Here is a 14028-nt window from a genome sequence, read left to right as displayed (position 1 = left end):
TTAAAGACGTTTGTCTGAAATAATTAAATAAATTTAAATAATTTATCGTTGGGTTTTCTTACTTTTTTCAGGTTTTGAAAATCATCGTCCTCGGCACGGTAACCTAAAGCCAGGGTAACGGTCACTTTTTCATTTTCAGAATCGATATTTAAGATTTTTTCAATCAACTCCTGTCTGAAACCTTCCATTGGGCACGTATCAATATTTTCAATAGCTGCAGCATACATCAGATTTGCCAAAACAATATAAGACTGTTTTTCTGCCCAGTTTAAAATATCCTGATGTTCCTGACTGCTGAAATGTTTGCTAATGCTTTTTCTGAAAGGGTCTAAATTTTCTACAGGCAGGCTGCGCACATCAGAAATATGTTTAAAGTAGCCGTCAAGATAAGCTTCTTCAACATTTTTTTTTGAAACCAAAACAATAAGATGTGAGCAGGTGGAGATTTGAGAAGGATTATAGAAAGCGGGAATGAGATTTTTTTTCATCTCACTGCTCTCCACTACAAAAATTTTGTAGGGCTGAAGTCCCTGTGAGCTTGCAGCCAACTTTCCAGCCTCCAGTATATTTAAAAGCACATCCTGAGGAATGCGCCTTTCTGGGTTGAATTTTTTTACAGAATATCTTCTGCTTAAAGCTTCCAAATAATTCATATAACAAATTTAAGAATTGAATGCGAATAAACTGTCTTTTAAAAGAATTATCTATTTGTAAATTGTCTCAACAGAAAAGCCGCTCCTTTTTAGAGGAGCGACTTCGCTAATTAAGTATGAAAAAAAAATTATTCTCTGTTTTTCACCACAATCCATCCGGAGAATTTCACTGGTGTTCTGTTTTTGTTGTTTTCTGTCCATGTTACAGAGTACCAGTAGCTTCCTGTAGGAACTTTTCTTCCGCTGGCGGTTCCGTCCCATTTGTACTGATTCGTTTTATCGCCCTGATGAATCTTGGCTCCGTATCTGTCATAAATATTAAAAATGAGATTGATTTTGTTTCCTAAAGCTGAATAATCGATGTAATCGTTCATCCCATCTGCATTCGGAGTAATTACATTCACCAGATTAGGTACAGTTACCACTACCTGAATCGGCTCACAAGTGTAAGCATCTCTTACGTAAACAGTGTATTCTCCACGGGCAATATTTTTAAACTCGTTAGAATCCTGCCAGACAATATTATCCAGTGAATACTGATAAGATGGAGTTCCACCGGCTGCGTTTACAATAATGGTGTTGTTTGAAATTTCTACGTAATTTACCACAGGCTGATCTGATGGGAAGATCTTTACAGACTGAGTTGCCCAGCAGTCTCCTGATTTCAGTTTTACCCAGTATGTTCCTATACCAATTCCGCTGATGGTTTGTGTGGTTTCTCCATTGCTCCATTCATATCCGTCGAAACCAGTTCCTGCGTCTAAGGTTGTTTTGTCTTCAAAACAGATTACTTTATCCATCAAAACGCTAGAATATTTAGGAGGAATTACTTCTAAAGTAATTTCCGCTACCCCATAACAGTTGTTGTTATCGCTTACTCTCACATAAACCACTCCGGTAGGAGCAATGTAGTTGTTAATAGGAATGATTTCATTGGTTTGATTAACAGCGTCTGTGAGTGATGGGTAAAAATGTTTTACAGTTCCCAGCAGCTGCGTCACTGTTACGCCGGTTAAATTAAAGGATGCCATCGAAGGGTTGGTTTCAATTGCGCAGGCTCTAATGGAGGCGTTATTTACAGTAACTGTAGGATAATGGTTTAAAGTTATTTTTGCATTATCTACACATCCCTGTGGTGTAGTAACTTTTGCGTAAACGGTGGTTCCGGCTGCTGCAGGATAGGCAGGCCAATTCATAATCTCATTGGTTCCGACGTTTAAAGCGGCCAGTGTTGGATAGTATTTTTTGGTAACACCCTGTACCGTTGTAACAGCGGCATTATCTAGATTAAAGATTGCCACACCTGCGTTATTATTGTTACACGCTGTCATAGTTACATCTGCCGCATCAAAAGGCTGCGGGTTGAGTACAATTCTGCCGTCGCCATTATCACAAAGTGTAGATGAGGGATCACTTACAACTACGGTAATATTGGTAGGGCCGGTGTACTGGAAGTTTGCGGGGTTTGCGATGGGAGTTCCGCTTCCTGTGATGAAATACGAGATGTTATAATTGGCAGGGTTTGCTACAAACTGGTTGGCATAAGACGTCAGATTTATGCTGCCGTTTCCTGTTCCTGGGTTAATGCATACAAAAGGTGTGATGGTATTGGTAGTGATAGGAACTTTATCTACGAAAATTTTCACATCTTTAATAGACTGTCTTGCACTTGCAGCACCGGTTGCAGATGAAAATCCGAAATAGCCGGTGGTCATTCCTATTGCGCCTCCGGATGGGGCAAAAGACTGATTGGTAATTAAAACACCATCAATTCTGATTTGAATTATCCAGTTGTTTATATTGTTAGGATCTACCTCTCCGTTTACCACCACGTGTTTGTAGGCAGCACCCACAAATGGCTGGGTAGGATTAAGGTCTGCTGAGTGAAATGTGCTGTTGGCCGTCATATTGTACTCAATATTCGGGTTTCCGGCAGGAAGGTTATTGGTTCCGTAGAGTACATGCACCTTGCTCATCTGTCCCTCTGTGGAATTGTTAAAGATGTCAAATGCAACCATCAGTCCGTTTGCATTGGCGGGAATTCCCAGTCCACCACCAGATGTAAAACCTACGGGTGGGTTTGAGAGATACCAGAATGTAAGCCCGTCTCCTCTTCCGTACGCTGTGGTTCCGTTTCCGTCGATTCTGAAATCAAATTCTACCTTCCATTTGTCGCAGTACTTCAAATTGATTGGGTTAGAAAGTTTTATTGCACCAAACTGGCTGGTTTGGTCCGGTGTAAGTCTTATAAAATCTGTGCTTACAGTAGCAGCAGAAACAAGATCCCATCCGGTGGTCACCACGGGATTTCCGGTTAGCTGGTACGTTTGTGCTTTAGCGAGATTTAATAAAAAACATAGAGTGATACTAAAAAATAATAAAGTTTTTCTCATTTAATTATTAGATTTTTGATTAGGTAAATGTATAGGTTTTGTCAAACAATAAATTGAATGAAATAACTTTAAAGTATCAAATGTGTATCTGCAGCGCCCATTTCTGCAGGAGAGAGGCTTTAATAAAAATCACTCTCTGTAGTAGAAAGTGATTTTTTTCAGGGGATTACTCCCTGTTTTTTAAGAGAACCCAGCCATTGTAAACGGTCTGTGTATTGTTTTTGTCATCTTCATTCCAGGAAATGGTATACCAATAAGTTCCTGTAGGAAGTTTTTTGTTGCCGGAAGTTCCGTCCCATTTAAAATTTCTGATTTTATCAGCTTCAAATTTCTTGTTTCCGTATCTGTCATACACAATGAATGTAAGATTTTTTTTGTAAGCAAGAGCTGTATAGTCAATCACATCATTTACGTTATCTCCGTTAGGTGTAATTGCATTCAGAATATTTGGTACTGTAACCTGAATCTGAATGGGCTCACAATTATAAGAATCTTTTACGAATACCTTATTTTCACCTCTCGGTAATCCTGTGAAGACATTGGAAGTCTGCCAGCTGGTGCCGTTGAGAGAATACTGATAAGCAGGAGTTCCGCCTGTTACATTCACTGTAATCGTGTTATTTTTAATGTCTAAACTTGAAATAGTAGGGTTTCCGGCTGCCCGCACACTTACCATCTGCAATGTGTAGCACGCTCCGGTCTGAAGTTTTAACCAATAACTGCCAACAGGAACGCCTGTGATAGACTGAGTTGTGGCGCCAGTACTCCACAGATAGCTTGCGAAACCTGGTCCTGCATCTAAAGTGGTTCTGTCTTCTATGCAGATTGTTTTATCCTTTAAAACAGCGGATCTTGTGGGTGGAATTACTGTAAGAGTAATTTTCCTGATAACCCAACAGAAGTTTGCACCAGTAATTCTCACATAAACAGTAGAGTTTGATGCGGTATGCGATGTAGGATCTGGAATGGGATTGGTATTGTTTAATGCGTTATCTAATGTTGTATAGTAAATTTTGGAAATCCCTGTTTGTGTAGAGACGTTGGCGGTTGTAAGATTAAATTGCCCTGTCAATCCCACCTCTGTGACGAAACAGGTTTGCAGAGTCGCATCTGTAGCCACTGGCAGCGGAAGGAAACTTAAAGTAATTTCTGCATTTCCTACACAGCCTTGCGGTGTTGTTACTTTCACATAAACTTTTCCTGGAGCAGACACGTATGAATTGAAATTCATAATTTCGTTGGCTCCGGCATTCAGATCTGCTAAAGTTTTGTAATATTTTTTAGAAGCTCCTGGTGTAGAGGTCACTGCTGCTGAGGAAAGATCAAACGTTGCCGTTGCTGCGTAATTGTTATTACAGGTCGACAGTGTAACATTGCTGGCGGTAAAATCACCGGTAGTAAGCTGTATTCTTCCGTCTGCGTTATCACAGAGCAACCCTGCATTATCTTTTACACGAACAATAATTGTAGTTGCTGCATTATACTGAAATGCTGCTGGATTGGCAATAGGAGTAGGATTTCCTAAAACAAAATACGTAAATGTAAAGTTGGCTGGGTTTGCTACAAACTGATTGTTGAATGTTGTTAAATTTACTGTTGCAAATCCGGTAGTAGGATTAGGGCAGTTAGACTGTGAAATAATGGGCTGTAGCAGTGGAACTTTATCCGTATAGATTTTTACGTTTTTTATAGAATGCCTTGATCTGTTGCCACCGGTGGATGCTGAAAACCCAAAATAGCCCTGCGTCATTGCTGCTGCTGTTCCAGATGGTACAAAAGGCTGATTACATATTATAGTTCCGTCAATTTTTATCTGTATTGTCCATCCTGTAGGGCTGGCAGTGCTTACTTCAGCAGTTACTTCCACATGCTTGTAAGTAGTTCCCTGAAAAGGCATAGTTGTATTAAGGTCCGGTGAGTGAAAAGAGCTTCCCGAAACGTTGAAAAACTCAACATTATTTTGGTCTGTGGTATTGGCAACCTGTCCGTAAGCTACGTGAACTTTGCTCATTACTGCTGTAGTCGTGTTATTGTAGGTGTCAAAACCTACAATCAACCCCACAGCGTTTTGAGAAACGCCTAAACCTGAACCTAAAACACTTGCGACAGGCGGATTCTGAAGATACCAGAATGCAAGCCCGTCACCATTTGCGGTTTGATTAGAATCCATTCTGAAATCGAATTCTACTCTCCATTTATCACAAAATTTAAGGTTAATAGGGTTGTTCAGTCTTATCGAACCGGATTGATTATTGGTATCTGGTGTAAGTTGCACAAATGCATCAGTACCATTCACCGCAGTTGTTGTAGGTGCTACCATTGTCCATCCCGTTGTTACAACAGGATTTCCGGATAGTTGATACGTTTGGGAATTAAAAAATGCACTGAAACAAATGAGAAAAAGCGCTATATAAGACAATAGATTTTTATTCATATACGTGGGAACTTTGAAATTGAGCCGTAAAGGTATGAATAAAAAGTGTAGATAATGGAATATACTATTAAATTTATGATAAATAGTGATTATTTTTCAAAGAATATCAAAGAAGATAGCGAATTAAATAATAATCTATTTTTTTCATTTTGAATCATTAAAAATAGATGGCAAACAATGCTGTTTTCTAATGGTCTCAAAATCAATACTATCCTGACCCTAAAAAAGCCCTCCAGAATCAGGCGTTTCAAAATTGATATCCACCTCCAGATTTGTACCTGCTGATGCTGCCACAGCCAGTTTGTCGCACAGTTCGTTTTCAAAATGTCCCGAATGACCTTTTATCCAGTGAAATTTCGGCTGATATGTATTGTAAAGAGGAATCAGCCGTTTCCAAAGATCAGGGTTTTTTACATTTTTCCAGCCACGTTTTACCCATCCCGAAATCCAGTTTTTGTTAATGGCATCAGAAACATATTTGCTGTCTGTAAAGATATGAATGTCGTTTTCTGCAGACTTGAGCTTTTCAAGAGCAACAATTACTGCTAAGAGTTCCATTCTGTTGTTGGTGGTTTTTCTGAAACCTTTTGAGAATGTTTTCTGGTAGTTTTTTTCGGGTACCCGCATCAATATTCCGTAGCCTCCCTTTCCGGGATTTCCGCTGCAGGCGCCGTCAGTATAAATTTCGATTCTCAATGTAGGAGGTTAAGGTTAGTAACTGCAATGATTTCAAATTATATTTCAAATTTCAAATTAATTTAAAACGGAAAATCTTCTTCGTCATCAAAATCATTCATCGATGATCCGGAAAGTTTAGAATTATCCGGTAAATCAAAAGCTGCACCCGGCTGAATGGTTGTTTTAATTTTTTCGAAACCGCTCGGTTCACTGAAGCTATTTCCTGCATTCATATTGAAAGCTTCTTCCACATCCCCGAATTTGGCAAAATGCTTCAGGAAAGAAAGTCTTACATCAGCCGTTGCCCCATTCCTGTGTTTTGCGATAATTAATTCTGCCTGATTTTCTGTTGAGGTTTCTGCACCTTCTTCATCATTATCCCAGGTTGTGATTTTATAATATTCAGGTCTGAAAATGAATGAAACAATATCTGCATCCTGCTCAATTGCACCGGATTCCCTCAGGTCTGAAAGCTGAGGTCTTTTACCAGGGCGTGTTTCCACACTTCTTGAAAGCTGCGAAAGTGCAATCACAGGTACATTAAGTTCTTTAGCAATAGCTTTTAATGATCTCGAAATCATTGAAATTTCCTGCTCACGGTTTCCGCTTCCTTTTCCACTTCCGCCACCGGCTGTCATCAGCTGAAGGTAGTCGACCATGATCATTCTCACGCCATGTTGCATGACCAGTCTCCGGCATTTTGCACGGAAATCGAATATGGAAAGAGAAGGAGTTTCGTCAATGTAAAGTGGAGCGTTTTCAAGTTCTGAAACGTTTGAAAATAATCTTTGCCATTCTTCATCATCTAAAGTTCCTTTTCTTAATTTTTCTGAAGAAATTTTGGTCTCAGACGCAATCATTCTGGTAATGAGCTGTACAGATGCCATCTCCAGAGAAAACAATGCCATCGGAATTTTGTAACCTACAGCAATATTTCTTGCCATTGAAAGAATAAAAGCCGTTTTCCCCATCGCCGGACGTGCCGCAATAATAATGAGGTCAGAATTTTGCCAGCCTCCGGTTTCTTTGTCTATATCACGGAAGCCTGACGGTACACCGGATATTCCTTCTTTATCTTTTAAGGCCTTAATAATTTCAATGGCTTCTTTTACCAAAGTATTTGCCGTATCAAATCCTTTTTTAATGGTTCCGTTGGTAATCTCGAAAAAAGACTGTTCTGCTTTATCTAAAAGTTCAAAAACATCGGTAGATTCTTTATAGGAAGAGTCGATCACGTTTGCTGAGACGTTGATGAGGCTTCTGAGGATATATTTTTCGAGAATTACTCTTACGTGATATTCAATATGTGCGCTTGAGCTCACTCCCATCGTCAGTTCGATGATATAATGATCTCCGCCGGCAAGATTCAGTTTTTCCTCTTTTTTCAGCTCCTGAATTACGGTCATGATATCTACAGGATGGTTGCCTTCATAAAGTTTGAGGATGATTCTGAATATCACCTGATGTCTTGGGTCATAAAAAACTTCGGGCGTAAGAAGATCGATCGAGTGATCCAATCCTTTTTTATCAATAAGGAAAGTTCCTATTACCAATCTCTCAAATTCTACTGCATTGGGAGGCATTTTCCCATCTGAAATGGAAAGCTCTCTGGCAAAGTTGCCCTGGGTAAGTGATGATAATGTTTCTTTTTGCGCCATAGTGCAAAGATAATTTTTTTAATAATGAAACGGAAAATACTAATCCCCAATTTAACATCTTAATATTCAAAAAGTCTTTTGTTATCGTGTTTTTGTTGTTGATAAAAAAAATCACCCTCAAAAACTTGAAGGTGATTTTAAAATTTATTTCAGAAATTTATTCTCTGTTTTTCACAAGGATCCACCCGCTGTATTTTGTCTGGGTAGCGTTTTTGTCGTTTTCAGTCCATGTAATCGTGTACCAGTAGGTTCCGGTTTCTATTTTCTTGCCTCCGGAAGTTCCGTCCCATTTGTAGTTTCGGATTTTATCACTTACATAGATTTTGTTTCCGTATCTGTTATAAACAGTGAATACTAAATCTTTTTTGTAAGCCAGGGCAGAGTAGTCTACCATATCATTAACGTTATCTCCATTTGGTGTGATTGCATTTACAAGGTTTGGAACAGTTACCGTCACGCTTACAGGGTCACAATCGTAAGAATCTTTTACGTACACTGTGTTTTCACCCCTTGGCAGTCCTGAAAATACGTTTGAAGTCTGCCAGTTGATTCCGTCTATGGAGTATTGGTAAGCTGGCACTCCGCCATTTGCAGTAATGGTAATATTGTTATTGGTGATGTCGAGCGTAGAAATTACAGGTTGATTGCTTGGATAGACATTTACATATTGCGTTGTGTAGCATTTCCCTGTCTGAAGTTTTACCCAGTAAGCACCTACAGCTACACCGCTTATGCTTGCAGTGGTGGCTCCTGTGCTCCATTCATAACTTAAGAATCCAGGTCCTGCGTCTAATGTCGTTCTGTCTTCTATACAGATTGTTTTATCTTTCAGGATAGCAGATTTTACTGGTGGAAGTACTACGAGCGTAATCTTTGTGATTGCCCAGCATCCATTGGCATCGAAAACCCTCACGTATACATCCGTACTTGTTGTGATATATTCATTTGCGGGAAGAATCTCGTTTACACCACTTGTTGCATCGGCTAAAGTTCTGTAAAACTTTTTAGTAACCGGAGACATAGAGGTAACTACTGCTGAGGTAAGATCAAATTTTGCTCTTGTTACGTCTGTTTCAATAAAGCAGGATTCAAGTTTTGCTGGTGTAAGTATAATTGTGGGATAGAATTTCAGCTGAATCTGTGCGGTGTATGTACAATCATACTGATTCGAGGCTTTAGCATAAACTGTTTTTTCTGCTGACACGTAGTTCCCAGGATTTGCAATAGGAATATTGTTATTTAAATCTGCCATAGAAGCATAATACTTTATCGTCAGATTGGGGATTGAGGTAGGGTTGATTGCCGCCGCCGTCAAGTTATATGTCGCCGTGCCAACATTGTTATTGTTACATTCGGTAAGTGTCGCGTTATTCAGTTTGAAAGATCTGTCTATAAAATTTACCGTACCGAATTCTCTGCAGAGATTAAGGAAACTTGTAGGATTCACCGGGTCAATATAGGTAATCGCATAAAAATAAGTATTATTCGCATTTACCATTATAGGGCCGTTAATCGCATTTATATCATCCAAAGCATTGGACGAGTTTAAATAGTATTTTACAACAAAATTAGGATTGCCGTTAATGATTCCTGGTGAAAGTGTATTGAAGTTATATAGTGTAGGGTTTTCACAAATTTTAATCGGTAATGGCGCTATAAAAGGATTTGGCTGATACTGATGTGCAAATTGGTTGTCGAAAGGGGTGAGCAGGGTTGCAGTTCCACCGAACGAGAGAGAAAACCCGTTTGCTGAACTTACGAAATTATCTACCAGTAATATATACTCTTCTCCTGCGATTACGTTAAGTTCTGCTTCGAAATATGTTCCTGTTGTAGCAGAAAGACCTGTGTTTCCGGTAGGCGATGCTCCGGCATAATTACATCTGATTGGTGTAAGAAGTGATGCCGCGGTACAGCTTGGATTCGGACCATATACAGCAAAATCATAATCATCAGAATTTACATTTGCATCAATCACAAAGTTTAATGTCCCTGAGGTAGCTATTTTAAATTTGTACCACACAGAATAATGCTCACCACTCTTCAGGCAAAGGGATTGGGGAACATTCGTGGTAGGTAATTCCTGATTTCCGTGACCAAAAGGGGTATAGTTTATGTTGAGATTACCACAGATAGGAATTGCATTGATACAGTCTGATTGCGAATACATCAGCTGTGAGCTTATTAAAATAAAAAAGAGTAGTAGTTTTTTCATTTTTAATTAAGTTTTAAAAAAGTTAATTAATTTTTAGATAAAGAATTATGAATAGGTATTCTAAATAAAAGCCGCACCAAATATGCGGCTTTTTATTTAGAATTGATAATTTAATCTCTGTTTTTAAGCATCACCCATCCTGAGAATTTGATTGGGGTACTGTTTTTATTGTTTTCGTTCCAGGTTACAGAATACCAGTAAGTTCCGGTAGGTACTTTTTTGCCACCTACAGTTCCGTCCCATTTGTAGTTATTCATTTTGTCTGCCTGGTGAATTTTAGTTCCGTATCTGTCGTAGATATTCAGAATTAAATTCTTTTTATTTGAAAGGGCAGAGTAGTCAATCACATCATTTACACCATCTCCGTTTGGCGTAATTACATTGATGATGTTTGGTACAACTACGTCTACTGCAATAGGTTCACAGTCGAAAGCATCTTTAATGTAAACTGTATGATCACCTCTGCTGATGTCTTTGAAGATATTAGACTCCTGCCAGTTATTGTTATCTAAAGAGTAACTGTACGCCGGAGTTCCACCTGTTACAAAAACAGTGATAGTATTGTTTGTAATTTCAATATTGGAAAGTACAGGTTGCTCAGAAGGGAATATTTTTACTTCCTGCTTGGTCCAGCAGTCGCCTGTTTTCAATCTTACCCAATAAGTACCTACGCCTACTCCAGAGATTACCTGTGTGGTTTCTCCGTTACTCCACTCATAACCGTCGAAGCCTGTTCCTGCATCTAATGTAGTTTTGTCTTCCATACAAACTGCTTTATCAATCAGTACAGAAGAGTAAACAGGTGGCAGCACTTCAAGCGTTACCTTTGCAACAGCATAGCAGTTAGTGGCATTCATTACTCTAATGTAGATAACCCCCGTTGGAGCAATGTATGCACCTGGGTTGGGTATAGGATTGGTCTGATTTATCGCATCTGTTTCAGACGGATAATATTCTTTCGTTGTTCCTGTCTGAGAATTTACCGTAGCATTTATCAGGTTAAAACTGCCTAAAGATGGCGTGCCTTCAATAAAGCAGGATCTTAATGAGGCAGGATTTACTACTACCAGTGGGTTGAAATTAAGTGTAATTTCAGAAATTCTGATACAGTTGTACTGGTTGGTGACTTTAGCGAAAACTTTACCAGCCCCGGAAACGTAGACATACGGGTTGGTGATTTCGTTTGTGTTGTTATTCGCGTCAGACTGCGTTGGATAATATTTGGCAGTAAGACCAGTTACCAGGCCAATGTTAGCTGTCGTGAGGTTGTACGTTGCAGTTCCGGAATTGTTATTGCTGCATTCGGTGAGCGTTGCGTTATTGGTTGTAAATGACCGGTCAAAAAACTTAATTGTTCCAAACTGTTTACAGTTATTGAGAAAACTTGCAGGGCTTGTAGGGTCTGAATAGCTTATTGCATAATGGTAAGTAGCTGTAGGATTTACAAGAACGGGTGCTGTAATAGCGCCCACATTGTCCAAAGCGTTTTGTGCAGAAAGATAGTAACGCACAATAAAATTTGGGTTACCGTTCACGATTCCCGCTGTTAAAGTTGAAAAGTCAAATAGAAAAGGATTTCCGCAAACGTCGATTTTTCCGTCCTGATTTGGGCCGGGAGCAATGAAAGGATAAGGCTGAAGTACAGGATCTCCGAAAGGAGTAAGCAATCCCGCAGATCCTCCAAATGTAAGAGAAAACTGTGAGCTTGTTCCGGAAAACTGGTCAATCAGCAAATAATAAATCTGTCCCGGAAGTACATCAATATATTTTACCATACCGTCTGAGGAGTTTCCAAGATTGTCGATACCAGCGCCTTCGGAGGTATCCAGAGAAGTAAGATTCAGTCCTGTTGCGTACTGTCCAGGTCCCGGCGCGTCATAAGAACATCTGATGGGATCTACAGTCTGTATCTGTGTACATGTTTGATTGGGGCCGTATAAAGCCCAGTCATAATCTACATTTAGAGCGGGTGTAATTACAAAAGTAAGTGTGCCGGCAGTAAGAGTACTGAAGGTAAACCAAATAGAATTGTGCTCTCCTCCGCTCATACAGCCCGTACCTTCGTCGCTGTTTCCGCTTCCGGATGGCGTAAGTGTAATATTGGCGTTGCTGCAGATAGGGATTGCCGTAGAGCAGTCATTATTCTGCGCAAAGAACAGATGTGAAAGTAAAAAAGATAAAAGAAGTAGTGCTTTTTTCATACTCAAAAATTTAATTAGACAGAAATAAAAAAGAAATGAGCTAGTTTGTAGCCGTCTTTTTTTCCATTTTACTTCTCTGTTCCATAATAAGATTCAGTAGATCTTTGCTTTCTTTGTCATCCTGCTTAAAAGCAAGTGCTCCAGCTGCATATTTTTCTGCAATACCGTTGTTGTTTCTTTCGTCAGAAGAAGGATTTTTACTCAGGTTGAGCTCCGTTTTTTTATACATTGCATAGCCTGCATAGTAATAAGCTTTCCATTTGTAAGAATCTTTTGATCTTGTAAGTACAGAAAATTCGTTGAAAAGTTTATCATAATCTGTTGCTGTTTTGGCAGCAGAAATGCTTTTTGCTTTCTCCTGAACGGTTTTTTCGTAGGTGCTCTGAGCCGAAACCAAAAGTCCGAAAAGAAGCATGAAAACAGTAAAAATATTTTTTTTCATACTAAAAAATTTAAAAACAAATATAATGAATTATTAAAGAGTAAATATTTTTTTGATGATTATTTATAAAAAACGCTAAAAAACAATTAATATTGCATTTTTCTTAATCTCGGATTTGTAGTTCCCACCAATACAGCAATAAAAACCGTGAGACTTCCGCCTATAACCACAGATTTTACGGCTCCAAGCAGCTTGGCGGCCAGTCCGCTTTCAAATTGTCCCATTTCGTTGCTGGACATGATGAAGATTGAATTCACACTTAAAACCCTTCCTCGGATGTGATCAGGAGTTTTCAGCTGCACAATCGTTCCGCGGATAACAACCGAAATTCCATCCAGCACGCCGCTCATTACCAAAAACATAAACGAAAGCCAGTAATAATTTGAAAGTCCGAAACCAATGATACACAAACCGAATCCCGCCACGGCAACCAACAGTATTTTTCCCTGATTTTTCTTTAGCGGAACCATTGCCAAAGTCGTAATAATAATCATAGAGCCGATATCTGAAGCAGCATTTAATAATCCTAAACCGTCCGCCCCTGATTTCAGAATATCGGTTGCAAAAACAGGAATCATCGCAACAGCACCTCCAAAAAGTACTGCAAACATATCCAGATATAAAGCTCCGAGAATTTCTTTGGTTTTATAAATGTAAGATACGCCCTCCCTAATGCTTTCCATTACTTTTACACTTCCTTTGCTTTGTTCAGAAAACTGTTTATTCAGCTGCCAGAAGAATATTGATGAAATGGAAATTAAAATAACAACGGTTAAAACTGTCCATTTAATCCCGTAAAATTCAATTAAAAAACCACCTGCTGCGTGCCCGCAAACTGATGATATCAAAAATGTTGCCTGATTTAAAGTAATTGCATTCGGAAGATTAATTTGTTTCACTATTTTTGGAATCATTGACGGGACGATGGGGCCTATGAATGCACGGGCAATCCCCGTAACAAAGATTACAGCATATATAAAATAGGTAATCTCATGGCCTGTAAGATGGAGCTGATCATTAAAAAATGCAGGAATTAATAAAAGTGCGATCAGAAAAACATACGCGTAAGTACAGATGAGCAAAAGTTTCTTTTTTTCGTTCGTATCAATCACATGGCCGGCATACAAAGCACAGCTTACGGCGGGAATCACCTCAGAAAGCCCGATAAGACCAATGGAAAAGGGATCTTTCGTCAAGTGGTAAACCCACCAGCCTAAAAGGGTTGCAAGCATCCTGAAGGCCAAAACGATAAAAAATCTTCCTGTAAGAAGATTTCTGAATTCAACATTTTTCAATGTCTGCAGCGGAGAAAGAGAAATCATATACAAAAATAGCCCTAAAAATTAATTTAGAG

9 protein-coding genes are annotated in these 14028 nt (G+C 39.1%); all 9 read right to left on the bottom strand.

The window, feature by feature from the left end; all coding sequences use genetic code 11:
- Window positions 1–23: 23 nt before the first annotated feature.
- Window positions 24–653, bottom strand: a complete 630-nt coding sequence (locus tag ASG31_RS16870; protein ID WP_056035530.1) for an NAD(P)H-dependent oxidoreductase — start codon at window positions 651–653, stop codon at window positions 24–26.
- A 128-nt stretch (window positions 654–781) separates the two neighbouring features.
- A complete protein-coding gene (locus tag ASG31_RS16865) occupies window positions 782–3046 on the bottom strand; it encodes a T9SS type B sorting domain-containing protein (protein WP_056035527.1) in 2265 nt (754 codons plus the stop codon).
- A gap of 166 nt (window positions 3047–3212) precedes the next feature.
- A complete protein-coding gene (locus tag ASG31_RS16860) occupies window positions 3213–5480 on the bottom strand; it encodes a lectin-like domain-containing protein (protein ID WP_056035524.1) in 2268 nt (755 codons plus the stop codon).
- Window positions 5481–5699: 219 nt separating this feature from the next.
- The gene (gene rnhA / locus ASG31_RS16855) at window positions 5700–6176 is read right to left on the bottom strand and encodes a ribonuclease HI (protein ID WP_056035520.1); all 477 of its coding nucleotides are present in this window, start codon (window positions 6174–6176) and stop codon (window positions 5700–5702) included.
- Between the two features lie 62 nt (window positions 6177–6238).
- Window positions 6239–7816 carry a replicative DNA helicase gene (gene dnaB, locus ASG31_RS16850; RefSeq protein WP_056035517.1) on the bottom strand — a complete coding sequence of 526 codons (1578 nt, stop codon included), beginning with the start codon at window positions 7814–7816 and terminating at the stop codon, window positions 6239–6241.
- Window positions 7817–7973: 157 nt separating this feature from the next.
- Window positions 7974–10031 carry a gliding motility-associated C-terminal domain-containing protein gene (locus tag ASG31_RS16845; RefSeq protein WP_056035516.1) on the bottom strand — a complete coding sequence of 686 codons (2058 nt, stop codon included), beginning with the start codon at window positions 10029–10031 and terminating at the stop codon, window positions 7974–7976.
- 110 nt (window positions 10032–10141) lie between these two features.
- Window positions 10142–12232 (bottom strand): T9SS type B sorting domain-containing protein, encoded by a 2091-nt coding sequence (locus tag ASG31_RS16840; protein WP_056035513.1) that lies wholly within the window; start codon window positions 12230–12232, stop codon window positions 10142–10144.
- Between the two features lie 40 nt (window positions 12233–12272).
- The gene (locus tag ASG31_RS16835) at window positions 12273–12674 is read right to left on the bottom strand and encodes a hypothetical protein (protein WP_056035509.1); all 402 of its coding nucleotides are present in this window, start codon (window positions 12672–12674) and stop codon (window positions 12273–12275) included.
- Window positions 12675–12760: 86 nt separating this feature from the next.
- On the bottom strand, window positions 12761–13996 hold the full coding sequence (locus tag ASG31_RS16830; protein WP_056035507.1) for an MFS transporter: 1236 nt from the start codon (window positions 13994–13996) through the stop codon (window positions 12761–12763).
- Window positions 13997–14028: the final 32 nt, after the last annotated feature.

Origin of the sequence: Chryseobacterium sp. Leaf404, from assembly GCF_001424145.1 — a bacterium.
Lineage (GTDB): Bacteria > Bacteroidota > Bacteroidia > Flavobacteriales > Weeksellaceae > Chryseobacterium.
This window is presented reverse-complemented; position numbering and strand designations above follow the sequence as displayed.